The sequence below is a fragment of the Pseudomonas sp. B35(2017) genome (assembly GCF_002113645.1).
Classification (GTDB): Bacteria; Pseudomonadota; Gammaproteobacteria; order Pseudomonadales; family Pseudomonadaceae; genus Aquipseudomonas; species Aquipseudomonas ekonensis.
Window position 1 is genome coordinate 690814 of record NZ_NEIZ01000001.1, and the last position, 25154, is coordinate 715967.

General features: G+C 65.7%; 19 protein-coding genes. 13 read left to right on the top strand and 6 right to left on the bottom strand.

Annotated features, from left to right (window positions below; all coding sequences use genetic code 11):
* Nucleotides 1–102 precede the first annotated feature (102 nt).
* A complete protein-coding gene (locus CAG41_RS03200; RefSeq protein WP_085586801.1) occupies nt 103–561 on the top strand; it encodes a response regulator in 459 nt (152 codons plus the stop codon).
* Nucleotides 562–816: 255 nt separating this feature from the next.
* Here the strand turns inward: CAG41_RS03200 and CAG41_RS03205 are convergent, their stop codons facing one another.
* Complete coding sequence (locus CAG41_RS03205; RefSeq protein WP_085586802.1) at nt 817–2994, bottom strand: malate synthase G; 2178 nt, start codon at nt 2992–2994, stop codon at nt 817–819.
* 564 nt (nt 2995–3558) lie between these two features.
* Here CAG41_RS03205 and CAG41_RS03210 point away from each other — a divergent pair.
* Nucleotides 3559–4077 (top strand): glycine cleavage system protein R, encoded by a 519-nt coding sequence (locus tag CAG41_RS03210; protein WP_085693851.1) that lies wholly within the window; start codon nt 3559–3561, stop codon nt 4075–4077.
* Between the two features lie 223 nt (nt 4078–4300).
* Here the strand turns inward: CAG41_RS03210 and rarD are convergent, their stop codons facing one another.
* From rarD to CAG41_RS03235, 5 genes are all read right to left on the bottom strand, one after another.
* Nucleotides 4301–5188 (bottom strand): EamA family transporter RarD, encoded by an 888-nt coding sequence (rarD, locus tag CAG41_RS03215; RefSeq protein WP_085586804.1) that lies wholly within the window; start codon nt 5186–5188, stop codon nt 4301–4303.
* A 151-nt stretch (nt 5189–5339) separates the two neighbouring features.
* A complete protein-coding gene (locus CAG41_RS03220) occupies nt 5340–6314 on the bottom strand; it encodes a serine/threonine protein kinase (protein WP_085706697.1) in 975 nt (324 codons plus the stop codon).
* A 143-nt stretch (nt 6315–6457) separates the two neighbouring features.
* Entirely contained in the window at nt 6458–8359 is a 1902-nt protein-coding gene (locus tag CAG41_RS03225) for a PhoX family phosphatase (protein WP_085586348.1), read from the bottom strand.
* 71 nt (nt 8360–8430) lie between these two features.
* The gene (locus tag CAG41_RS03230) at nt 8431–9195 is read right to left on the bottom strand and encodes a TOBE domain-containing protein (RefSeq protein ID WP_085586346.1); all 765 of its coding nucleotides are present in this window, start codon (nt 9193–9195) and stop codon (nt 8431–8433) included.
* Nucleotides 9196–9286: 91 nt separating this feature from the next.
* Nucleotides 9287–10024, bottom strand: a complete 738-nt coding sequence (locus CAG41_RS03235; protein WP_085706698.1) for a ComF family protein — start codon at nt 10022–10024, stop codon at nt 9287–9289.
* A 91-nt stretch (nt 10025–10115) separates the two neighbouring features.
* Between CAG41_RS03235 and bioB the strand changes: the two genes are divergently transcribed.
* The 11 genes from bioB (at nt 10116) to CAG41_RS03290 (ending at nt 24985) form a co-directional block, all read left to right on the top strand.
* Entirely contained in the window at nt 10116–11171 is a 1056-nt protein-coding gene (bioB, locus tag CAG41_RS03240) for a biotin synthase BioB (RefSeq protein ID WP_085586342.1), read from the top strand.
* Nucleotides 11172–11325: 154 nt separating this feature from the next.
* Entirely contained in the window at nt 11326–12504 is a 1179-nt protein-coding gene (gene bioF / locus CAG41_RS03245) for an 8-amino-7-oxononanoate synthase (RefSeq protein WP_085586340.1), read from the top strand.
* Nucleotides 12497–13228 (top strand): alpha/beta fold hydrolase, encoded by a 732-nt coding sequence (locus tag CAG41_RS03250; RefSeq protein ID WP_085586338.1) that lies wholly within the window; start codon nt 12497–12499, stop codon nt 13226–13228. The genes bioF and CAG41_RS03250 overlap by 8 nt, the downstream gene beginning before the upstream one ends.
* Complete coding sequence (gene bioC / locus CAG41_RS03255) at nt 13221–14030, top strand: malonyl-ACP O-methyltransferase BioC (RefSeq protein WP_085706699.1); 810 nt, start codon at nt 13221–13223, stop codon at nt 14028–14030. The genes CAG41_RS03250 and bioC overlap by 8 nt, the downstream gene beginning before the upstream one ends.
* On the top strand, nt 14027–14707 hold the full coding sequence (bioD, locus tag CAG41_RS03260; RefSeq protein WP_085586334.1) for a dethiobiotin synthase: 681 nt from the start codon (nt 14027–14029) through the stop codon (nt 14705–14707). The genes bioC and bioD overlap by 4 nt, the downstream gene beginning before the upstream one ends.
* A gap of 122 nt (nt 14708–14829) precedes the next feature.
* Nucleotides 14830–15126: a pyrroloquinoline quinone biosynthesis protein PqqE gene (locus CAG41_RS03265; RefSeq protein ID WP_085586332.1), complete on the top strand. Its 297-nt coding sequence runs from the start codon at nt 14830–14832 to the stop codon at nt 15124–15126.
* A 277-nt stretch (nt 15127–15403) separates the two neighbouring features.
* A complete protein-coding gene (locus CAG41_RS03270; RefSeq protein WP_085586330.1) occupies nt 15404–17209 on the top strand; it encodes a phenylacyl-CoA dehydrogenase in 1806 nt (601 codons plus the stop codon).
* Between the two features lie 263 nt (nt 17210–17472).
* On the top strand, nt 17473–19587 hold the full coding sequence (locus CAG41_RS03275; protein WP_085706700.1) for a cytochrome-c peroxidase: 2115 nt from the start codon (nt 17473–17475) through the stop codon (nt 19585–19587).
* 209 nt (nt 19588–19796) lie between these two features.
* Nucleotides 19797–21086 (top strand): GGDEF domain-containing protein, encoded by a 1290-nt coding sequence (locus CAG41_RS03280; RefSeq protein WP_085629952.1) that lies wholly within the window; start codon nt 19797–19799, stop codon nt 21084–21086.
* A 91-nt stretch (nt 21087–21177) separates the two neighbouring features.
* Nucleotides 21178–22974, top strand: a complete 1797-nt coding sequence (locus CAG41_RS03285; protein ID WP_085586323.1) for an acyl-CoA dehydrogenase C-terminal domain-containing protein — start codon at nt 21178–21180, stop codon at nt 22972–22974.
* A 232-nt stretch (nt 22975–23206) separates the two neighbouring features.
* Nucleotides 23207–24985, top strand: coding sequence for an acyl-CoA dehydrogenase C-terminal domain-containing protein (locus CAG41_RS03290; protein ID WP_085586321.1), 1779 nt, complete (start codon nt 23207–23209; stop codon nt 24983–24985).
* Nucleotides 24986–25154 lie beyond the last annotated feature (169 nt).

The following is a 25154-nucleotide window of genomic DNA, read 5'->3' on the forward strand; positions in this document are numbered from 1 at the left end:
CCGGCCCCTTGGAAAACAATCCGACGAAGTGCACATTGAAGCTCTGTCCAGCGATGTCTGACCACTGTGCCAGGGGAACGACTTGCCTACGTAGAGAACGCCATGTCCGATCACGATATTTTGAGCGACGCCGAACAGGAGGCGCTGCGGGACGTCATGCTCGAGCCCGCGCTGCCGCCTCAACGGGCATTGATCGTCGACGACGACAAGGACGCCCGGGAGTTGCTGGCGGAGATCCTCGCCTTGGACGGCATCGATTGCGTGACCGCCTCCAGCGGCGAAGAGGCGCTCAGGATGCTGATGCCCGACACGGACAACAAACGGCGGATCGGGTTGGTGATCACCGACCTGCGCATGGAGCACGTGGGGGGGCTTGAGCTGATTCGTCGGGTGCGCGAGTCGGAGCGCGCGGCCCTGCCGATCATCATCGTGTCCGGCGACGCCTCGGTGAAGGACGCCATCGCCGCCATGCACCTGAGCGTGGTGGACTTTCTGCTCAAGCCCATCGACACCGCCAAGCTGCTGCAGTTGGCGAGGCGTGAATTGGGGATGGCGCCCTGACCTTGTTGTGAAGGTTTGCGAGGCCGGTATCTGCAGCCTCTTTTTACCCCGGTTCCATGCCCGTTGCGGTGGTCTCGCTGACGCCATCGCCAGCAGGCTGGCTCCCACACGGAATCTTGGGTGAATGCGGTACCTGCGAACGCTGCAAGACCAGGTGGGAGCCTGCCTGCTGGCGATGGCGTCAGCCAAGGCGCACCCCAAAAAAAAGCCCTGACCGCAAGATCAGGGCTTTTTCGTCTCCGGCGTCAGCGCGGGTTACAGGCCGTTGGCCTTCTTGAACTCGCGGCGGCGGCGGTGCAGCACCGGCTCGGTGTAGCCGTTAGGCTGTCGGGTGCCTTCGATCACCAGTTCGACCGCCGCCTGGAAGGCGATGTTGCGGTCGAAGTCCGGCGCCAGCGGGCGGTACAGCGGGTCGTTGGCGTTCTGACGGTCCACCACCGGCGCCATGCGCTTGAGGCTTTCCATCACCTGGGCCTCGGTGACGACGCCGTGGCGCAGCCAGTTGGCGATGTGCTGGCTGGAGATGCGCAGCGTCGCACGGTCTTCCATCAGGCCGACGTCATTGATGTCCGGCACCTTCGAGCAGCCCACGCCCTGGTCGATCCAGCGCACCACGTAACCGAGGATGCCCTGGGCGTTGTTGTCCAGTTCGTGCTTGATCTGCTCCGGCGTCCAGGTCGGGTTGACCGCCAGCGGGATGGTCAGGATGTCGTCCACCGACGCACGTTCGCGCTTGGCCAGTTCGGCCTGGCGGGCGAACACGTCGACCTTGTGGTAGTGCAGCGCGTGCAGCGCGGCGGCGGTCGGCGACGGCACCCAGGCGGTGTTGGCGCCGGCCAGCGGGTGGGCGATCTTCTGTTCGAGCATCGCCGCCATCAGGTCGGGCATCGCCCACATGCCTTTGCCGATCTGCGCACGGCCTTGCAGGCCGGCGCGCAGGCCGATGTCGACGTTCCAGTTCTCGTAGGCGCCGATCCACTTCTCGGCCTTCATGTCGGCCTTGCGCACGACGGGGCCGGCTTCCATGGAGGTGTGGATCTCATCGCCGGTGCGGTCGAGGAAACCGGTGTTGATGAACACCACGCGCTCGCTGGCCGCCTGGATGCACGCCTTGAGGTTGACCGTGGTGCGGCGCTCCTCGTCCATGATCCCGACCTTCAGGGTGTTGCGCGCAAGGCCCAGCACGTCTTCGATGCGGCCGAACAGCTCGTTGGTGAACGCCGCTTCTTCCGGGCCGTGCATCTTCGGCTTGACGATGTAGATCGAGCCGGTGCGGGTGTTCTTGCGCGAGGTGTTGCCGTTGAGGTTGTGCATCGCCGCCAGGCAAGTCACCAGACCGTCGAGGATGCCTTCCGGCACTTCGTTGCCGTGCCGGTCGAGGATCGCGTCGATGGTCATCAGGTGGCCGACGTTGCGCACGAACAGCAGCGAGCGGCCGTGCAGGGTCAGTTCGCTGCCGTCGGCCTTCGTGTAGGTGCGGTCGGGGTTCATGGTGCGGGTGAAGGTCTGGCCGCCCTTGGCCACTTCTTCGGCCAGGTCGCCCTTCATCAGGCCGAGCCAGTTGCGGTAGATCACCACTTTGTCGTCGGCGTCGACGGCGGCCACGGAGTCTTCGCAGTCCATGATGGTGGTCAGCGCCGCTTCCATCAGGATGTCTTTGACGCCGGCGGCGTCGGTCTGGCCGACCGGGGTGGCGGCGTCGACCTGGATCTCGAAGTGCAGGCCGTTGTTTTTCAGCAGGATGGCGAGCGGGGCGTTGGTGTCGCCCTGGAAGCCGATCAGCTGCGCCGGGTTGCGCAGGCCGGTCTCGCTGCCGTTCTTGAGCGAGACGGCCAGTTTGCCGTCAACGATCCTGTAGCCGGTGGAATCGACGTGGGAGCCGGACGCCAGCGGCGCGGCTTCGTCGAGGAAGGCGCGGGCGAAGGCGATGACCTTGTCGCCGCGCACCTTGTTGTAGCCTTTGCCCTTTTCCGCGCCGCCGGCTTCGCTGATGGCGTCGGTGCCGTACAGGGCGTCATACAGCGAACCCCAGCGGGCGTTCGAGGCGTTGAGGGCAAAGCGTGCATTCATCACCGGCACGACCAGTTGCGGGCCTGCGGTGCGGGCGATCTCGTCGTCGACGTTTTGCGTCGTTGCCTGGAAATCGGCGGCTTCGGGCAGCAGGTAGCCGATCTCTTGCAGGAAGGCTTTGTAGGCCGCGGCGTCGTGAGGCTGACCGGCACGGGATTGGTGCCAGCCGTCGATACGGGCCTGGAAATCATCGCGTTTGGCGAGTAGGGCTTTGTTCTTCGGCGCCAGGTCGTGGATGACCTTGTCGGCGCCTTCCCAGAACTGCTCGGCGGTGAGGCCGGAACCGGGAATGGCTTCGTTGTTCACGAAGTCGAACAGGACTTTGGCGACCTGAAGGCCACCGACTTGAACGTGTTCAGTCATTGCTTGCCTCACTCTGCTCAGCTATTTCGCTTTTCAGCTCTTCGAATTGACGATGAAGCCACTGGCCACTTAAACCACAAACCCCTCTACCAGTACATGCCGTCGCCGGCGGCTGGGTTGGCATCCAATCAACGGCTTGGGGCCTTGCTGACGGGGCTTTCGGGGTTGCGGACGTGCCTTGGGCAGACATCGGTCCAACATTATGTAGTGCGCGCTGCGGCATACTACATGATGACCTGCGGTTGTGAAAATCAGACTAATTACGTCGTTCTGCGACCCCATGACGCATTGCGGTCACGGCGCGGAACGGGATGTTCTCAAAAAAGTGCTGGATTGTTCCAGCTAAATATAAAAAGTTGTACACGATTTGTTTTGTGGCCGGGATCGGCGGCGCCTGGGTTCGCGGGCAGGCCCGCTCCCGCAGAAGCTGGGGCGCCCTGGCGGGCGCCATCGCCAGCAGGCTGGCTCCCACCGTTCTGTCGGTGTCGACGGCCCCGCCGCACAGTCTGCCCGCTTGCCTATACTTGCCTTTCCATCACAAAAGTCACGACAGAGGGCTGCGCCATGGATCACCTCGTACTCACCGTCTTCGCCCCGGACAAGCCGGGCCAGGTCGAGCGCATCGCCCAATGCATCGCCGAGCACGGCGGCAACTGGTTGGAGAGCCGCATGTCGCGGATGGCCGGGCAGTTCGCCGGGATCCTGCGGGTGGGCGTGCCGGCGGAGGCTTACGAAGCTTTAGTCGATTCCCTACAGGCGCTGTCGGCCCAGGGCATCCGCGTGCAGATCGCCGAGAGCGGCATCGAGCAGGCCTGCACCTGGAAACCGATCGCCATGGAACTGGTGGGCAACGACCGTCCCGGCATCGTGCGGGACATCACCCGGTTGCTGAGCGAGCAGGGGGTGAACCTGGAGCGGCTGGTGACCGAAGTGCGTCCGGCGCCGATGAGCAGCGAGCCGCTGTTCCACGCCGAGGCGATCCTGGCCGTGCCGCTGACCCTGTCGCTGGATGTGCTGCAGTCGCGGCTGGAGACCCTGGCCGACGACCTGATGGTGGAACTGGTGCTGCGCACAGACCCTTGAGCGCCGGACAGGTTATCCCGTGAAAAACTGAACCTGGCTGTGGATAACCTGTAGAGACCGCGCGCCAGGCCACGCCGGCCGTGGCTTGGCGAAGATTGATCAAAAAATCACCGCCAATCACCGACTTGCGCACAATCGGCGGGGATCACGCTGTGGATAACCTTGGGAAGGAACGGTGCAGGCCACGAGAACCGTGGCCTGCGCAGGGGTGTTCGTTTTTTGATCAGGCGCGCCGGCGCAGGCTCAGCCAGGCATCGACGCTGTACACCGCCAGACCCGCCCAGATGAACATGAACGCCACAAGGGTGCTCGACGACAGGTGCTCGCCGAACAGCAGCACCGCCTGCAGCAGCACCAGGGTCGGCGCCAGGTACTGAAGAAAGCCCAGGGTGGTGTAGGGCAGGTGCCGCGCGGCGGCGTTGAAGCACACCAGCGGCACCAGCGTCACGGGCCCGGCCGCCACCAGCCACCAGGCTTGGGACGTGCTCCAGAATTCGGCCTGGGCGCTGGCCGCGGTCGGGTTGAGCAGCAGCCAGGCGAGCGCGATCGGCACCAGCATCCAGGTCTCCACCACCAGCCCCGGCAACGCCTTGACCGGCGCCTGCTTGCGGATCAGTCCGTAGAAGCCGAAGGACAACGCCAGCGCCAGGGACACCCACGGCAGGCTGCCGACCTGCCACACCTGCTGCGCCACGCCGATGGCCGCCAGCGCCACCGCCAGCCACTGCATGCGCCGCAGGCGTTCGCCGAGGATCAGCATGCCCAGCAGCACGTTCACCAGCGGGTTGATGTAGTAGCCCAGGCTGGCCTCCAGCATGCGGCCGTTGTTCACCGACCACACGTAAGTCAGCCAGTTGGCCGCGATCAGGGTGCCGCTCAGCGCGAGGATGGCCAGGCGCTTGGGGTTTTCCCGCAGTTCGCGCCACCAGCCCGGGTGTTTCCACACCAGCAGCAACAGCGCGCCGAACAGGGCCGACCAGAGCACCCGGTGGATGATGATCTCGACGGCCGGCACGGCGGCGATGGCTTTGAAGTAGAGCGGGAACAGGCCCCAGATGATGTAGGCGCTCAGTCCCAGGATGTACCCGCGGCGCGGGTTGGCGGCTTGCATGCAGAGTCCTTGCTTAGGCAGCTAACAAAGGGGGGATTGTAAGGAGTTTCGCCCTGGAATGTCGCAGTCGATCGCTCAGGAATTCGCGCACAAAAAACGGTGGGAGCGAGCCTGCTCCCACAGGGGAACCTTCCAGGTCGAGGGGGCGGGATCAGAACAGTTTCAGCGGCTCTTCATCCAGCGCCGCCGTTTGCTCGCGCAGCGCCAGCACCTGATCGCCCCAGTAGCGCTCGCTGCCGAACCACGGGAAGCTGCGGGGGAACGCCGGGTCGTCCCAGCGCCGGGCCAGCCAGGCGCTGTAGTGCATCAGGCGCAGGGCCCGCAGCGGCTCGATCAGCGCCAGTTCGCGCGGGTCGAAGTCGTGGAACTCGTTGTAGCCGTCCATCAGCTCGGCCAGTTGTCCGAGGCGTTCCTGGCGGTCGCCGGCCAGCATCATCCAGAGATCCTGCACCGCCGGCCCCATGCGGCAGTCGTCGAGGTCGACGATGTGGAACACGTCGTCGCGGCACAACAGGTTGCCGGGGTGGCAGTCGCCGTGCAGGCGGATGTTGCGGTGCGGGGTGGCGGCGTAAAGGTCTTCGACGTGCTTGAGCAGGTCGCGGGCGACGGATTCGTACGCCGGCAGCAGGCTCTTGGGGATGAAATTGCCTTGCAGCAGCGTGTTCAGCGAATCATGGCCGAAGTTGTTCACGGCCAGGGCTTCGCGGTGTTCGAACGGTTGGGTCGCGCCCACGGCATGCAGGCGCCCGAGCAGTTGGCCGAGGCGGTACAACTGATCGAGGTTGCCCGGCTCCGGCGCCCGGCCGCCGCGACGGGGGAACAGGGTGAAGCGGAAACCCTGGTGTTCGTGCAGGGTGTCGTCGTTGTGGATCAACGGCGCCACCACCGGGATCTCGCGTTCGGTCAGTTCCAGGGTGAAGCGGTGCTCTTCCAGGATTGCCGCATCGCTCCAGCGCTGCGGGCGGTAGAACTTGGCGATCAGCGGCTCGCTGCCTTCGATGCCGACCTGGTACACGCGGTTTTCGTAGCTGTTGAGCGCCAGGATGCGCGCGTCGCTGAGGAAACCGATGCTCTCGACGGCGTCGAGCACGAGGTCTGGGGTGAGGGTTTCAAACGGGTGGGCCATGCTGACTCCTGCGCGCGGCAGGCGGCCGCGTCCGGCCCGGCATGGTAACGCAGGTGGGCGGTGGGTGTCTGTGCTGACGCCATCGCGGGCAGGCTGGCACCCCCGTTTCCTGTGGGAGCCAGCCTGCCGGCGATGAGGGCCGGTCAGGCGCCGACGATCCCGCCGTCCTCACGGGTGATCGCCATCACCGACGAGCGGGGCTTGCCGTTGGGCAGGTGCTCGGGGAAGGTCGAACCGCCGTTCTCGCCCGGATGCTGGATCCCCACGAACAGGGTCTTCTGGTCCGGCGAGAAGCTGATCCCGGTCACTTCGCAGCCGATCGGCCCGACCATGAACCGGCGGATCTCACCGGTGGCAGGGTCTGCGCAGAGCATCTGGTTGTTGCCCATCCCGGCGAAGTCGCCGGCGTTGCTCGAATCGCCGTCGGTGAGGATCCACAGGCGCCCGGCCTTGTCGAAGCCCAGCCCGTCGGGGCTGTTGAACATGTTCTGCGGGGTGATGTTGGAGGAGCCGGCCTTCGGCGTGCCGGCGTGCACGCCCGGGTTGCCGGCGACCACGAACAGGTCCCAGGCGAAGGTCTTGGACGCGTGGTCGTCGCGGTCGGTGCGCCAGCGCAGGATCTGCCCGTAGACGTTCTTCGCCCGCGGGTTCGGTCCGCCCACCGGCTGGCCGTCCTCGCCGCGCTTGGCGTTGTTGGTCAGGGTGCAGTAGACCTGGCCGTCCTTGGGGCTGACCACGATCCACTCCGGACGGTCCATGCGCGTGGCGCCGACCACGGTGGCGGCCATCCGCGCGTGGATCAGGACTTCGGCCTGGTCGGCGAAGCCGCTGCTGGCGTCGATGCCGTTCTTGCCGTGGGTCAGTTCGATCCACTGGCCCTGGCCTTTCGGATGGTCGGGGTTGCCGTCGCCGGCGTCGAACTTCGCCACGTACAGGGTGCCGTGGTCGAGCAGGTCGCGGTTGGCTTTCGGGTTGCGGTGGTTGATGCGGTCGCGGCTGACGAACTTGTAGATGAACTCGCCGCGCTCGTCGTCGCCCATGTACACCACGGCGCGGCCGTCGTCGGTTTCGGCCAGGGCGGCGTTCTCATGCTTGAAGCGGCCCAGGGCGGTGCGCTTGACCGGGGTCGACTGCGGGTCGAACGGGTCGATCTCCACCACCCAGCCGTGACGGTTGAGTTCGTTGGGGTTCTTGGCCATGTCGAAGCGCGGGTCGTACGGGTGCCAGTTGATCTCGCGGCTGGCGGCGGACACGCCGTAGCGCTTCTGCGCCGCATCGAACTGTTGCTGGGCGTTGCTGCTGCCGAAGCAGTCGGTGAAGTTCTCTTCGCAGGTCAGGTAGGTGCCCCACGGGGTCTTGCCGTTGGCGCAGTTCTGGAAGGTGCCGAGGACTTTCTTGCCGTGCTTGTCGGCGCTGGTCTTCATCAGTTCGTGGCCGGCGGCCGGGCCGCTGATGCGCAGCGGCGAGTTGCCGTGGATGCGTCGGTTGTAGCGCGAGCCCTGGACGAACTGCCACTGGCCGTTCCTGCGCTGCACCTCGATCACCGACACGCCTTCGCAGGCCAGGGCCTTGCGCACGTCCTCGGCCGACTGCGGCAGGCCGCCGTGGGGGTAGAGGTAGCGGTAGTTGGTGTATTCGTTGTTGATCGCCATCAGCGCGCGATTCTTGTCGCCGGGGAATTCGAACAGGCTCATGCCGTCGTTGTTGTCGCCGAACTGCACTTCCTGCGCGGCGGCGGTGCCGTTGCCGCTCGGATCGAAGGCCGGGCCGTTCTTGTGCAGGGGCTGGCCCCAGCTGATCAGCACCGACGAGGTGTAGCCCTTGGGCAGGCTGATGCTGTCGGCGGTGGCGGCGGGAATGCTGTCGAAGCCCAGCAGTCGGCTGTTGCCGGCGCTGACGCCGGCGGCCAGGACGCTGCGGCTCAGCAGGTTGCCGCCGAGGAACATCGCCGCGCCGCACAGCGCGCCGGCGCTGATGAAACCGCGGCGGCTGAGGCCGACCATTTTCTCGAGGTCGGTGGATTGGTTTTCTTCTAATAGGCTCACATCAGGCTCCCTGCTTGGTTTTGGCAGCCAACCTTAATGTGGGTCGATGACGCTTTCGTTGCAGGTGCCGGTCAGAGCGGCGTGCCGATCAGCACATTGGAGGGCGAGAACTGCACGCGCACCGGCCGGCCCGGGCCCAGGCCGCGGGTGCGCAGCTCCAGCGGTTCGGCCAGGGCGCAGAGGGTCTGGCCGTTGGGCAGGACGATGCGCACTTCGCTGGGGCCGTCCTCGGCGTCGAGGATCGCTTCGAGGGTGCCGTCCAGAAGATTGTGACCGGGTGTTGCAGGCTGATCCTTGCCCAGCAGTTCGAGCCAGCCGGCCTTGATCAACGCCACCACGCCGGTGCCCGGCTCAAGCTCCAGGTGCACGGTGCTGTCGTGGGTGATCTGCGCCGCGATGCAGAGGTGCTCGGCCAGTTGCAGGCGGATCAGGTCGTTGCGGCCCTGTCCTTCGATGGCCACGACCTTGCCGTGCAACTGGTTGCGGGCGCTGGTGCGCAGCATCAGTCGGCCGAGCAGGTCCAGGTCGCTGGCGTCCTCGGCGGCTTCCAGCACCTGGGCCTGCAGGGCCTGGAGCTTCTGGTACAGGCGCAGCACCCGTTCGCCCTCTTCGGACAGCTTCGCCCCGCCGCCGCCCTTGCCGCCCACGGCCCGTTCCACCAGCGGCTTCTGCGCCAGGTTGTTCAGTTCGTCGATGGCGTCCCAGGCGGCTTTGTAGCTCAGGCCGGCACTCTTGGCGGCGCGGGTGATCGAGCCCTGTTCGGCGATGTGCTGCAGCAGGGCGATGCGCTGCGGGCGACGGGCGATGTGCTGGGACAACAGGGTGGGCAGGGACATGGCGGTGGCTTTGAACTCGGCTGATGGGGTGTGAAGTTGGCGGCTTGCGCCACCGGAGTCAAGCCAGGCGCAGCGCCTGGCAGGCTCGCGCCTAGCGGGGGCCGGGCTTCGGCGTGCGCGCCAGGCAGTAGACGTCCACCCGCGCGGCCCCGGCATTGCGCAACAGCCGGGCGAGGGCCTGGGCGGTGGCGCCGGTGGTCAGCACGTCATCGACCAGCGCCAGGTGCCGCCCCTTGACCGCTGCGTCCGGCGCCAGGGCAAACGCCGTGCGCAGGTTGCGTTTGCGCGCTTTCGCGTCGAGGGCCTGCTGGGCGTCGGTGTCGAGGACTCGCTGCAGTATGTCGTCCTCGCTAGGCAGCCCGAGCCGCTCGCCCAGCCAGCGGGCGAGCATCTGCGCCTGGTTGAACCCTCGTCGGCGCAAGCGCTGGCGCGCCAGCGGCACGGGCAACAGGGCGTCCGGGCGCGGCAGGCCCTCATCGAAGCGATAGTGCAGGAACTGGCCGAGAACGTCGGCGAGCAGGTGGCCGAGCGGCCATTTGGCGTTGTGTTTGAAGCGCGTGATCAGGCTGTCCACCGGAAAGCCGTAGGCCCAGGGCACGGCGACCTGTTCGAACGCCGGCGGATCATTCAGGCAGTCGCCGCAGGTCAGGCCGGGCGCCGGCAAGGGCAGGGCGCAGGTCAGGCACTGATCGCCCAGCCATGGCAACTCGGTTTCGCAGGCCGGGCACAGGGGTGTTTCGGCGTCTGCCGGCTCATCGCAGAGCAGGCAGGTCTGATTGTTTTTTAACCAGATGTAAACCGGCCAATTGACATGTGGTTGACAGTGCATCGCTCTTCCTTAAATATGGCGAACATCCGTGTCGCGCCTGTGGGTATTCCATTGCCTGCGGCGCCAGCCAAGCATAACCAAGGAAACGCCCATGAGCGCGAGCACCACTGCCACCCTGCGTCACGATTGGTCTTTGGCCGAAGTCAAAGCGCTGTTCGTCCAGCCGTTCAACGACCTGCTGTTCCAGGCGCAGACCGTGCACCGCGCGCATTTCGACGCGAACCGCGTCCAGGTGTCCACCCTGCTGTCGATCAAGACCGGCGCCTGCCCGGAAGACTGCAAGTACTGCCCGCAGTCCGGCCACTACAACACCGGGCTGGAAAAAGAAAAACTGATGGAAGTGCAGAAGGTGCTGGAAGAGGCCGCCCGCGCCAAAGCCATCGGCTCCACCCGCTTCTGCATGGGCGCGGCCTGGAAGCACCCGTCGGCCAAGGACATGCCTTACGTGCTGAAGATGGTCGAGGGCGTGAAGGCCCTGGGCCTGGAAACCTGCATGACCCTGGGCCGTCTCGACCAGGAGCAGACCCAGGCCCTGGCCAAGGCCGGTCTGGACTACTACAACCACAACCTCGACACCTCGCCCGAGTTCTACGGCAGCATCATCACCACCCGCACCTACAGCGAGCGCCTGCAGACCCTGGCCTATGTGCGCGATGCGGGCATGAAGATCTGCTCCGGCGGCATCCTCGGCATGGGCGAATCCCTCGACGACCGCGCCAACCTGCTGATCCAGCTCGCCAACCTGCCGGAGCACCCGGAATCGGTGCCGATCAACATGCTGGTGAAAGTCGCCGGCACGCCGCTGGAGAACGCCGAAGACGTCGACCCGTTCGACTTCATCCGCATGCTGGCCGTGGCCCGGATCCTGATGCCCAAGTCCCATGTGCGCCTGTCCGCCGGCCGTGAGGCGATGAACGAGCAGATGCAGGCCCTGGCGTTCTTCGCCGGCGCCAACTCGATTTTCTACGGCGAGAAACTGCTGACCACCGCCAACCCGCAGGCCGACAAGGACATGCGCCTGTTCGCTCGCCTGGGCATCCAGCCTGAGGCCCGCGAAGAGCATTCCGATGAGGTGCATCAGGCCGCCATCGAGCAGGCCCTGGTGGAGCAGAAGAGCAGCGAGCAGTTCTACAACGCCGCCGTCTGAAGTTCGCGCGCATTCCCCTGAAGGAATGCACAAGACCTGCGGGAGCGGACTTGCCCGCGAGAGCGGAGCGTCAGGCAGCCTCAATGCCGGACGCGCCGCTATCGCGGGCAGCCCCGCCGCAGGGGATCCGAGTCAATTGAAAGCCGAGGCCTGCATGTCTTTCGATCTCGCCGCACGCCTTGCCGCCCGCCGTGCCGAAAACCTCTATCGTCAGCGCCCCCTGCTCGAAAGCCCGCAAGGGCCGCAAGTGGTGGTCGACGGCCAGCCGTTGCTGGCGTTCTGCAGCAACGACTACCTGGGCCTGGCCAATCATCCGCAGGTGATCGAAGCCTGGCGCGCCGGAGCCGAACGCTGGGGCGTGGGCGGCGGTGCTTCGCATCTGGTGATCGGCCACAGCGGCCCGCACCATGCCCTCGAGGAAGCCTTGGCCGAATTCACCGGCCGGCCGAGGGCATTGCTGTTCACCACCGGTTACATGGCCAACTTGGGCGCAGTGACGGCGCTGCTCGGCCAGGGTGACACGGTGCTGGAGGATCGCCTCAACCACGCCTCGCTGCTGGATGCCGGGCTGCTGTCCGGCGCACGGTTCAGCCGCTACCTGCACAACGACGCCGAGAGCCTGGCCAAGCGTCTGGAGAAGGCCACCGGCAACACGCTGGTGGTCACCGACGGCGTGTTCAGCATGGACGGCGACCTGGCCGACCTGCCCGCGCTGGCCCGTGAAGCGAAGGCCAAAGGCGCGTGGCTGATGGTCGACGACGCCCACGGCTTCGGCCCGCTGGGCGCCAACGGCGGCGGGATCGTCGAGCATTTCGGCTTGAGCCCGGACGACGTGCCGGTGCTGGTCGGCACCCTGGGCAAGGCGTTCGGCACCGCCGGCGCGTTCGTCGCCGGCAGCGAAGAGCTGATCGAGAGCCTGATCCAGTTCGCCCGCCCGTACATCTACACCACCAGCCAGCCGCCGGCGCTGGCCTGCGCGACCCTGAAAAGCCTGGAGCTGCTGCGGAGCGAACATTGGCGGCGCGAGCATCTGCAGACGCTGATCCGCCGCTTCCGCCAGGGCGCCGAGCAGATCGGCCTGGAACTGATGGACAGCTTCACGCCGATCCAGCCGATCCTGATCGGCGACGCCGGGCGCGCGGTGCGCCTGTCGCAGATGCTGCGCGAACGCGGGTTGATGGTCACGGCGATCCGTCCGCCGACCGTGCCGGCCGGCAGCGCGAGGCTGCGGGTGACGCTCACCGCCGCCCACAGCGAAGCTCAGGTGCAGCAATTGTTGGACGGTCTGGCCGATTGCTGTGCCCGACTGGCCTTGGAGCCGAACCATGCGTGACCGACTGATCCTGTTGCCCGGCTGGGGGCTGGGCGCATCGCCGCTGGAGCCGCTGGCCGCCAAGCTGCGCGGGCTCGACGAACACCTGAAGGTCGAGATCGAGCCGTTGCCGGCGCTGGACTCCGGCGACCCGCAAGACTGGCTGGATGAACTCGACCGACGCCTTCCCCAGGACGCCTGGCTCGGCGGCTGGTCGCTGGGCGGCATGCTCGCCAGCGAGCTGGCGGCGCGGCGCGGCGAACATTGCTGCGGCTTGCTGACCTTGGCGAGCAACCCGTCCTTTGTCGTGCGCGAGCAATGGCCGAGCGCGATGGCGCAGGACACCTTTGAGGCGTTTCTGGCCGGGTGCCGCGCCGATCCGCAGGCGACCCTCAAGCGTTTCTCGCTGTTGTGCGCCCAGGGCGCGCAAGACCCGCGCGGCGTGTCGCGGCAGTTGCTCGGCGGTGCGCCGGAGCCGTCGCCGGCCGCGCTGACGGCCGGGCTGCAGGTGCTGGCCGGGCTCGACACGCGCGCTGCCTTGCAGGCATTCCACGGGCCGCAACTGCACCTGTTCGCCGGTCTCGACGGGTTGGTGCCGGCCGAGGCGGCAGGCGAACTGTTCGCGTTGATCGCGGATGTCGAGGTCGGTCTGGTCGAGCAGGCCAGCCATGCATTCCCGCTGGAGAACCCCGAGGGGGTGGCGGGCGCGATCCAGGCTTTTCTACATGAGTGCGGTGATGACTGAATGGTCCAGCGCTGCACCCGGCGGCTTGCCAGACAAGCGCCAGGTGGCGGCTTCCTTTTCCCGGGCGGCGGGCAGCTACGACAGCGTCGCCGAGTTGCAGCGCGATGTCGGCAACCAGTTGATGCAGCGCTTGCCTGAGGGCTTCGTGCCGTCCCGCTGGCTTGACCTGGGCTGCGGCACCGGGCATTTCACCCGTGCCCTGGCCGCACGTTTCGACGCCGGCCAGGGGCTGGCCCTGGACATCGCCGAAGGCATGCTCAATCACGCCCGTCCTTTGGGCGGTGCCGACTACTTCGTGGCGGGCGATGCCGAGCGTCTGCCCCTGCGGGATTCGACCTGCGACCTGGTGTACTCCAGCCTGGCGGTGCAGTGGTGCGCCGACTTCGGGGCGGTGCTGGCCGAGGCGTCGCGGGTGCTGAAACCGGGCGGAATCTTCGCGTTTGCTAGTCTTTGCACAGGGACGCTGTACGAACTGCGCGACAGTTGGCGTCAGGTCGATGGCCTGGTGCATGTCAACCGGTTCCGCGAGTTCGAGCGGTACGGGCAATTGTGCGCGGCCAGCGGCTTGCGCACGGTCAGCCTGGAAAACCGGCCCCATGTGCTGCACTACCCGGACGTGCGCAGCCTGACCCATGAACTCAAGGCCTTGGGCGCGCACAACCTCAACCCCGGCCGGCCCGACGGGCTGACCGGGCGGGCACGGATTCTCGGGTTGGTCGAGGCGTACGAACGGTTTCGGCAGGCACAGGGACTGCCGGCGACTTATCAAGTGGTCTATGCCGTGTTGGAGAAACCCTTATGAGCGCAGCCTATTTCATCACCGGAACCGACACCGACGTCGGCAAGACCACCGTGGCCGCCGGCTTGCTGCATGCCGCGCGGTCGGCAGGGCTGAGCACCGCGGCAGGCAAACCGGTGGCCTCCGGTTGCGTGGTGACGCCCAAGGGCCTGCGCAATTCGGATGCGTTGGCGTTGCAGGCCGAGTGTTCGTTGCCGCTGTCGTATCAGCAGGTCAACCCGGTCGCTTTCGAGCCGGCCATCGCACCGCATCTGGCGGCGCGGGAAGCGGGCGTCGCGTTGACCGTGCAGTCGCTGCTGGCGCCGATGCGCGAGATCCTGGCGCTGAACGCCGATTTCACCCTGATCGAAGGCGCGGGCGGCTGGCGGGTGCCGTTGGCGGACCAGGACAATCTGTCGGATCTGGCGATCGCCTTGCAGTTGCCGGTGATCCTGGTGGTCGGCGTGCGCCTGGGGTGCATCAGCCACGCGCTGCTGACCGCCGAAGCGATCGCACGGGACGGGCTGCAGCTGGCGGGTTGGGTGGCGAACATCATCGATCCGAAGACTTCGCGGCTGGAGGAGAACCTGGCGACGCTGGCCGAGCGGATCCCGGCGCCGTGCCTGGGCCGGGTGCCGAAGCTCAAGCCGGCCAGCGCCGAGGCGGTGGCTGGGCACCTGCACCTGGATCTGCTCGACTGAGCGGTTCGAAACGCGGCTTTTGCCTATGACAAGGCAGTGTGCCATTAGTGTTTTTGACGGGCGTTTTTCGGGCGGCTCTGGTTCAATGGTCGCCATTGATCCTTCCCAGGGACGAGAGCTCCATGGAAATTTCCGGAAATACCGCTTTCTATGCCGGGCTGAGCACCATTCAGACCGGGCAGAACCGCGTCGATCAGGCGGCCAGCCAGATCGCCGGCAACACCATCGAACGTGCCGCCACCAGCCAGTCGTCGGAGCTGCAGGTCGAGCGCTTGCGCGGCGTTGACCGCAGCCAGCAATCGGACCTGGCCAGCAACATGGTCGAGATGGCCCAAGGCAAATTCCAGGCGGAACTGGGCGTGAAGGTCGCCAAGGCTTCCGATGAAGTGCTCGGTACGCTGATCGACACCTACGCCTGATTTTTTTGTTGCCCCGCTTTGCCCGACGCCGCGACCTGTTCGCGGCGTTTTCGTTGTAAGTCCTTCTTCCTCAACTAATCTTTTTTCATCCTGCGTGCATTCGCCCGGTGCGCGGCGCACGGCTGCGTCCGGCGTTCGCCGATCACCATGACAAACGGCCAGAGATCGACGCTTGACAAGATTTCGGCGTAAACGTATGTTTCAAACAACTGTTTGACCGTCACAACAAATCTACGCGGTCGTTCATTCCCGGTTACATCAGCAGAGGTTTATCGCTATGCCTGACTACAAGGCCCCCTTGCGTGATATTCGCTTCGTACGTGACGAACTGCTCGGCTACGAGGCGCACTATCAGAGCCTTCCGGCCTGCGCCGAAGCAACGCCGGACATGGTTGACGCCATTCTCGAAGAGGGCGCCAAGTTCTGTGAGCAGGTGCTGGCACCGCTGAACCGCGTGGGTGACACCGAAGGCTGCACCTGGAGCGAGTCCGGCGTGAAAACCCCGACCGGCTTCAAAGAGGCCTACAAGCAATTCGTCGAAGGCGGCTGGCCGAGCCTGGCCCACGACGTCGAGCACGGCGGCCAGGGCCTGCCGGAATCGCTGGGCCTGGCGGTCAGCGAAATGGTCGGCGAAGCCAACTGGTCGTGGGGCATGTACCCGGGCCTGTCGCACGGCGCGATGAACACCATCTCCGAGCACGGCACCCCCGAGCAGCAAGAGGCCTACCTGACCAAACTGGTCTCCGGCGAGTGGACCGGCACCATGTGCCTGACCGAGCCGCACTGCGGCACTGACCTCGGCATGCTGCGCACCAAGGCCGAACCTCAGGCCGACGGTTCCTACAAAGTCACCGGCACCAAGATCTTCATCTCGGCCGGTGAACACGACATGGCCGACAACATCGTCCACATCGTGCTGGCCCGCCTGCCGGACGCTCCGGCCGGCACCAAAGGCATTTCCCTGTTCATCGTGCCGAAGTTCCTGCCGAACGCCGACGGCACCGTCGGTGCCCGCAACGCTGTGGCCTGCGGTTCGATCGAACACAAGATGGGCATCCACGGCAACGCCACCTGCGTGATGAACTTCGACGGCGCCACCGGTTTCCTGATCGGCCCGGCGAACAAAGGCCTCAACTGCATGTTCACCTTCATGAACACCGCACGTCTGGGCACCGCGCTGCAAGGCCTGGCCCACGCCGAGATCGGCTTCCAGGGCGGCCTGAAGTACGCTCGCGACCGTCTGCAGATGCGTTCCCTGACCGGCCCGAAAGCGCCGGACAAGGCCGCTGACCCGATCATCGTGCACCCTGACGTGCGCCGCATGCTGCTGACCATGAAGGCATTCGCCGAAGGCAACCGCGCGATGGTGTACTTCACCGCCAAGCAGGTCGACATCGTCAAGTACGGCGTGGACGAAGAAGAGAAGAAGAAGGCCGACGCACTGCTGGCCTTCATGACCCCGATCGCCAAGGCGTTCATGACCGAAGTCGGCTTCGAGTCCGCCAACCACGGCGTGCAGATCTACGGCGGCCACGGCTTCATCGCCGAGTGGGGCATGGAGCAGAACGTTCGCGACAGCCGCATTTCGATGCTGTACGAAGGCACCACCGGCATCCAGGCCCTGGACCTGCTGGGCCGCAAAGTGCTGATGACCCAAGGCGAGGCCCTCAAAGGCTTCACCAAGATCGTCCACAAGTTCTGCCAGGCCAACGAAGGCAACGAAGCGGTCAAAGAGTTCGTCGGCCCGCTGGCCGCACTGAACAAAGAGTGGGGCGAACTGACCATGAAGGTCGGCATGGCCGCCATGAAAGACCGCGAAGAAGTCGGCGCGGCGTCGGTGGACTACCTGATGTACTCCGGTTACGCCTGCCTGGCCTACTTCTGGGCCGACATGGCACGCCTGGCCGCCGAGAAACTGGCCGCCGGCACCACCGACGAGGCGTTCTACACCGCCAAGCTGCAGACCGCGCGCTTCTACTTCCAGCGCCTGCTGCCGCGTACCCGCACCCACGTGGCGGCCATGCTGTCGGGCGCGAACAACCTGATGGACATGAAAGAAGAAGACTTCGCCCTGGGCTACTGAGCCTCGGCGCTGTCCGCTTGAAGACCGCTGCCCCCTGTGGGGCAGCGGTTTTTTTTGCGCTCGGTTTTCCCCGATATCGGGGCAGGTTCCCCACTGGCCGTGGTGCAGGCCGGAGCCGAAACTCTATGTTTATTGATTCCAAATGTTTCAGAAAGGAGTGGCAAATTAATTGCACCGCGCCTGTCAACCGGCGCTGACGAGAACTGCCTGCTCATAGAAGCATCACGCCCGGCCACTTGAACACAACCGTCAGGGTGAAGCCTATGAACATCAGTCGACCCGTTCGTTTGACCTTCTGGATTCCGTTCGCGCTGTGCGCTCACGGCGCCATGGCCGCCGATCCGGCGGAAATCGATCCGCCGGTTCCGGAAGTCCCCAGCCTGCAATCCCTGCGCGGCATGCTGCCGCCGGATCCTTCGGGCACCGAGGGCGGACGCAAGGTCGACCTGATGACCGACTACGTGCTCAACCGCCAGGCGGCGATCCTGCTGGGCAAGGCGCTGTTCTGGGACATGGAGATCGGCAGCGACGGCGCCACCGCCTGCGCTTCGTGCCATTACCACGCGGGCGTCGACCACCGCATCACCAACCAGCTCAACCCCGGCCAGGCGCACACCGACCCCAACGTCGCGTCGATCTTCAACAAGCCGTTCGTGGCCTCCAACATTCCGGGGGACGTGGCGTCCTACGCCACCCTGTCCGGCGGCAAGGGCGGCCCGAACTACACGCTGAAGAAAACCGACTTTCCGACCCATGTGCTGAGCAATCCCCTGGAGCGCAATTCGCCCATCGTGTATTCGACCGATGACGTGGTCGGCTCCCAGGGCGTGTTCGACGCCAACTTCGTCAAGCCCAACCAGGCGCGGTTCGACAAGTGCACCCAGCAGCCGGACGGCATCTTCCAGATCGGCGGCGTCAACGTGCGCCGCAGCACCGGGCGCAACGCTCCGTCGGTGATCAACGCGGCCTTCAACGTGCGCAACTTCTGGGACGGCCGGGCCAACAACGTGTTCAACGGCTTCTCGCCGTTCGGCAACCGCGACCCGGACGCTGGCATCTACGTCACCGCCGGCAGCAGCGGCGTGGCGCAGAAAGTGAGGCTGGCACTCAACGACGCGTCCGCCGCCTCCCAGGCCGTGGGCCCGCCCGGCAGTGCGGTGGAGATGTCCTGCGGCGGCCGCACCTTCGCCGACATCGGCCGGCGCATGCTCGACACGCTGATGCTCAAGCAGCAGCGGATCTCGTCCACCGACTCGGTGCTGGCGCCGGTGTCCGGCGCACGCCGCCCGACCTACCGCGAGCTGATCAAGAACGCCTTCCAGCCGCGCCTGTGGAACGCCACGCAGAACGTGTTGGTGGGTGGTGCGCCGTATACGCAGATGGAGGCCAACTTTCCGCTGTTCTTCGGGTTGGCGATCCAGATGTACGAAGCCACGCTGGTGTCCGATCAGGCGCCCATCGACGCCTACCTGCAAGGCGACACGACGGCGATGAACGCCCAGCAGGTCGAAGGCATGAACCTGTTCCTCGGCAAGGGCAAATGCGTCAACTGCCACGGCGGCCCCGAGTTGACCAACGCCGCCAGCCGCCTGCTGATGCACCCGCGTGAACGCATCGAGCGGATGGTGATGGCGGACAACCTGACCACCCTCTACGACAACGGCTTCTACAACACCGGCGTGCGGCCGACGGCGGAAGACCTGGCCTTGGGCGGATCGGACGCGTGGGGCAATCCGTGGTCGTTCACCCGCCAGTACAACACCGTGCTGCAGGGCGGGCAGATTCCCGACCCGCTGAATGTCGATGTGTGCACCTTCGAGGCGCCGCTCAGCGCCGCGATCCCGTGCGACGCCACGCTCAAGCCGAACGTCGGTTTCCGCGATTCGGTCGACGGCGCCTTCAAGACGCCGACCCTGCGCAACATCGCGCTCACCGGGCCGTACTTCCACAACGGCAGCCGCGCGACGCTCAAGCAAGTGATGGAGTTCTACAACCGCGGCGGCGACCGGCGCGGGGAGGACGCCAACAACACCAGCGGCTTCGAGCACCCGGCGGTGAACCAGCACAACACCTCCAACCTCGACCCGGACATGACCGCGCTGAACCTGACGCCGGACGAGGTCGACGCGCTGGTGAAATTCATGGAAGTGGCCCTGACCGACCCGCGCGTCGCCTGGGAGCGGGCGCCGTTCGATCATCCGTCGCTGGTGCTCCCGCAGGGCCACGTCGGTGACGTGAACGCCGTGACCCAGCGGCCCGCCAGTCCGAAGGTGACGACCCGTCAGGCGGCGGACGCGACGATCAGCCTCAAGCCCTACGGCGCCGAAGGCCGGCGGCCGGAAGAAGGGCCGTTGCTGCCGTTCTACAACGATCTGTGAGGGAGATTGGCCAGCATGGCCACCAGGAATGGTGGCCATGCTGGCCCGCACGTCCGGCCGTTGTAAAAAACCTGAGTCCTGCGCTCAGAAATCGAGGGTTTCGGCCGTTAAAGAGACTGGCTGTGATGTGGATCACATTGTGTGTGCCCATCAGTCCACATTGCAGGCACAATGATATCTCTTTGCTATGACGGGTCGGAGCTTTACCCTTGCCGCGTTCTTCTGCTGTACGTTTCAGTCATTTCCTACCTTCACTGCTGTTGTTGCTCGCGGGGTTGGCGGCTGCGTACGTCAAAGACCTCAACGTGTTCTTCACTTCGCTGTTCAACGTGCTGCCGACCCTGGTGCTGTTGCTGGGCGGTTCGTACTGTGCGGTCTACCGTCGCCAGCGCGAACTGTTCCTGATGGTCACCGTGTACATCGCCTACTTTCTGCTCGACACCCAGACCGACTATTACCGCGACAACGGCCGGGTGCGCGAGGACGCGGCGGTGGTGTTCCATCTGGTCTGCCTGCTGCTGCCGCTGCTGTTCGGCCTGTTCGCCGCCTGGCAGGAGCGCACGCACCTGTTCCAGGACATGGTGGCGCGGTTCGCCGTGCTGCTTGCCTTCGGCAGCGTGGCGTTGGGCCTGGAGCAGAGTTATCCCCAGGCGCTGCTGATGTGGCTGTCGGAAATCCGCTGGCCGGCGCTGCACGGCGCGTGGATGAGCCTGATCCAGCTGTCGTACCCGGTGTTCCTGTCGGCCTTCCTGCTGCTGGCCTGGCAGTACTGGCGCAACCCGCGTCCGCTGCACGCCGCGCAGCTGGTGGGGTTGCTGGGCGTGTTCTGGATGTTGCCCAAGACCTTCATCCTGCCGTTCACCCTGAACATCATGTGCAGCCAGGTGATGCTGATGATCGCCGCCGCCGTTGCGCACGAGGCGTACCAGATGGCGTTCCGCGACGAGCTGACCGGCCTGCCCGGGCGCCGTGCGCTGAACGAGCGTATGCAGCGCCTGGGCCGCAACTATGTGCTGGCGATGACCGACGTCGACCACTTCAAGAAATTCAACGACACCCATGGCCACGACGTGGGCGACCAGGTGCTGCGGCTGGTGGCCAGCAAACTGTCGAAAGTCACCGGCGGCGGCCGGGCCTACCGCTACGGCGGCGAGGAGTTCGCCGTGGTGTTCGCCGGCAAGACCCTGGAGGAATGCCTGCCGCACCTGGAGCTCATCCGCGAGGCGATCGCCTCCTACAACATCCAGTTGCGCAACCAGGAGAACCGCCCCCAGGACGACCACCAGGGGCGTCAGCGCCGCGGCGGTTCCGGGGCGTCCAGCGTGTCGGTCACGATCAGCATCGGGGCGGCCGAACGCCTGGAGCAGCGTACGCCGGAAGAGGTGCTCAAATCCGCCGACCAGGCGCTCTACAGCGCCAAGGGCGCTGGGCGCAACTGCGTGATGGCGTTCGGGCAGACCCGCCGCGGCGCGGTGCGCACGGAGAATGCTGCGGGCTGACTGATGACGGCGCATTCAGCGCCTGTACATTGATTGTGGGGGCAGGGCGGCCGGCGGTAGGTTGAGGGCAAACCGCTGAAGGAGAAGCACCATGCCCGAGTACAAGGCCCCCTTGCGCGACATGCGCTTTCTGATCGACCACGTCTTCGGTTTCCATGCCCACTACGCGGCCCTCGGCGCCCACGACGCCAGCCCGGACATGGTGCATGCGATCCTCGAAGAGGGTGCGAAATTCTGTGAGAACGTGCTGGCGCCGCTCAACCGCAGCGGCGACGAAGAAGGCTGCCGTTTCGACAACGGAACGGTGACGACGCCCACAGGGTTCAAGCAAGCGTTCGCGCAGTACGTCGAAGGCGGCTGGCACGGGCTGGCGGCGGATCCGGCCTACGGCGGCCAGGGCCTGCCGAGCTCGCTGGGGCTGGCGGTCAGCGAGATGGTCGCCTCCAGCAACACCTCCTGGGGCATGTACCCGGGCCTGACCCACGGCGCCATGTCGGCGATCCACGCCCACGGCAGCGACGCACAGAAACAGACCTACCTGAACCCGCTCACCGCCGGCCGCTGGACCGGCACCATGTGCTTGACCGAAGCCCACTGCGGCACGGACCTGGGCCTGATCAAGACCCGCGCCGTGCCCCAGGCCGACGGCAGTTACGCGGTCACCGGCAGCAAGATCTTCATCTCCGCCGGCGAGCACGACATGAGCGCCAACATCATCCACCTGGTGCTGGCCAAGCTGCCGGACGCGCCGGCCGGCACCAAGGGCATTTCGCTGTTCATCGTGCCCAAGTTCCTGCCTGATGCGGCGGGGGAGGCGGGCGAGCGCAACGGTGTGACCTGCGGCTCCATCGAACACAAGATGGGCATCAAGGGGTCGGCCACCTGCGTGATGAACTTCGACGGGGCCAAAGGCTTTCTGATCGGCGAGCCGAACAAGGGCCTGAACTGCATGTTCACCATGATGAACCACGCGCGGCTCGGCACCGGCATGCAAGGCCTGTGTCTGGGAGAGGCGAGCTTCCAAGGCGCGGTCCGCTACGCCAACGACCGCTTGCAGATGCGCTCGCTGACCGGCGCCAAGGCACCGGACAGGCCGGCCGACCCGATCATCGTCCACCCGGACGTGCGGCGGATGCTGCTGACCATGAAAGCCTTCAACGAAGGCAACCGCGCCTTGACCTACTTCACCGCGCAGATGCTCGACATCGCCCACCTGAGCCGGGACGAGGCCGCCCGCCGCGAGGCAGAGGACCTGTTGGCGTTCCTCACGCCGATCTGCAAGGCGTTCATGACCGAGACCGGGCTGGAGGTGACCAACCACGGCATGCAGGTGTTCGGCGGCCACGGCTTCATCCGCGAATGGGGCATGGAGCAACTGGTGCGGGACTGCCGGATCGCGCCGATCTACGAAGGCACCAACGGCATCCAGGCGCTGGACCTGCTCGGGCGCAAGGTGCTCGGCAGCCAGGGCAAGCTGCTGCGCGGATTCACCCGGATCGTGCACAAGTTCTGTCAAGCGCACGCCGGCCATGCGCAGTTGGGCGGGTTCGTTGCGCAGCTCGATCAGCTCAACCGACAGTGGGGCGAATTGACTCTGCTGGTCGGCGGCGCGGCGATGAAGAACCCGGACGAGGTGGGTGCCGCGTCGGTGGACTATCTGATGTACAGCGGCTACATCGTCCTGGCTTACCTGTGGCTGCGCATGGCCCAGGTGGCCCAGGCGCAACTGGAGGCGGGCGAGGGCGACGGCGATTTCTGCCGGGGCAAGCTGGCCACCTGCGAGTTCTATTTCAAGCGCCTGCTGCCGCGCACCGCCGCTCATCGGGCCGCGGTCGAGGCGGGCAGCGATTGCCTGATGAAGCTGCCGGCGGAGCTGTTCTCGCTCTGACATCTCCTGTGGTTTGCTCCCGCTCGAGTGCGCAGCGCTGACTTTGGGTCGGCTGCGCTGTCGGCGGGAGCAAGCGCCCTCGCCACAAGGCCTTCACGTGCGGAATGCGGTGACCAAAAATTACATAATGGTCATCTGTTGACCCTATGTGTCGCAAAAGTTGTTGATGTACACTCCGGCTCAACGAAACCACCACTCCACGAATCACCTGTTTAGATCTGCGAGGTTTGCCATGGCTGACTACAAAGCGCCGCTGCGCGATATGCGCTTCGTCCTCAATGAAGTGTTCGAGGTCGCCAAGCTCTGGGCCGAACTGCCGGCGTTGGCCGAGACCGTCGACGCCGAGACCGTCGAAGCGATTCTCGAAGAGGCCGGCAAGGTCACCAGCAAAAGCATCGCGCCCCTGAGCCGGGCCGCCGACGAAGAAGGCTGCCGTTGGGCCGACGGTGCCGTCACCACGCCGGCCGGTTTCCCGCAGGCTTATCAGACCTACGCCGAAGGCGGCTGGGTCGGCGTCGGCGGCGATCCGGCCTACGGCGGCATGGGCATGCCCAAGGCCGTGTCGGCCCAGGTCGAGGAAATGGTCAACTCCGCCAGCCTCGCGTTCGGCCTGTACCCGATGCTGACCGCCGGCGCGTGCCTGTCGATCAACGCCCATGCCAGCGAAGAGCTGAAGGCCGCGTACCTGCCGAACATGTACGCCGGGGTCTGGGCCGGTTCCATGTGCCTGACCGAGCCGCACGCCGGCACGGACCTGGGCATCATCCGCACCAAGGCCGAGCCTCAGGCCGACGGCACCTACAAGGTCAGCGGCACCAAGATCTTCATCACCGGCGGCGAGCACGACCTGACCGAGAACATCATCCACCTGGTGCTGGCCAAGCTGCCGGACGCGCCGGCGGGCCCGAAAGGCATCTCGCTGTTCCTGGTGCCGAAGTTCCTGGTCAACGCCGACGGCAGCCTGGGCGCCCGCAATCCGGCCACCTGCGGCTCGATCGAGCACAAGATGGGCATCCAGGCCTCCGCCACCTGCGTGATGAACTTCGACGAAGCCGAAGGCTATCTGGTCGGCGAGCCGAACAAGGGCCTGGCCGCGATGTTCACCATGATGAACTACGAGCGTCTGGGCGTGGGCATCCAGGGCCTGGCCACCGGCGAGCGCTCCTACCAGAACGCCCTCGAATACGCCCGTGACCGCCTGCAGAGCCGTGCGCCGACCGGCGCGCAGAACAAGGACAAGGTCGCCGACCCGATCATCGTCCACCCGGACGTGCGCCGCATGCTGTTGACCATGAAGGCCTCGAACGAAGGCGGCCGTGCGTTCTCCACCTATGTGGCGATGCAACTGGACACCGCCAAGTTCAGCGAAGACGCCGCGACCCGCAAGCGCGCGGAAGACCTGGTGGCGCTGCTGACCCCGGTGGCCAAGGCGTTCCTCACCGACCTGGGCCTTGAGACCACCGTCCATGGCCAGCAGGTCTTCGGCGGCCATGGCTACATCCGCGAGTGGGGCCAGGAGCAACTGGTGCGTGACGTGCGCATCACCCAGATCTACGAAGGCACCAACGGCATCCAGGCGCTGGATCTGGTGGGGCGCAAGATCGTCGGCAGCGGCGGTGCGTTCTACAAGCTGTTCGCCGATGAGATGCGCCACTTCACCGCGACCGCCGACGCCGGTCTCGCCGAGTTCACCCAGCCGCTGAACGCGGCGGTCGATGTCCTCGACGAACTGACCGCCTGGCTGCTGGACCGCGCGAAGACCAACCCGAACGAAATCGGCGCGGCTTCGGTCGAGTACCTGCAAGCGTTCGGCTACGCCGCCTACGCCTACATGTGGGCACTGATGGCCAAGGCCGCGCTGGGCAAAGAGGCGCAGGACGATTTCTACGCGAGCAAGCTCGGCACCGCCCGGTTCTACTTCGCCCGCCTGCTGCCGCGGATCCACTCGCTGAGCGCTTCGGTGAAGGCCGGCAGCGAGTCGCTGTACCTGCTGGACGCGGCGCAGTTCTGAGTCAGCCACGTCATGTAAGCTTTCGCTTACATGACGTGCCGCTTTTCTCCCCTATGCGCAGATTGGATCCAGAGCTAATCTTCTTTCCATGGACGTCGCGCAGGAAGCGCAAAGCAACAACACGGACACGTAGGATTCTGCCAGGGTGGCGGAGTGAAATGGATGTCAG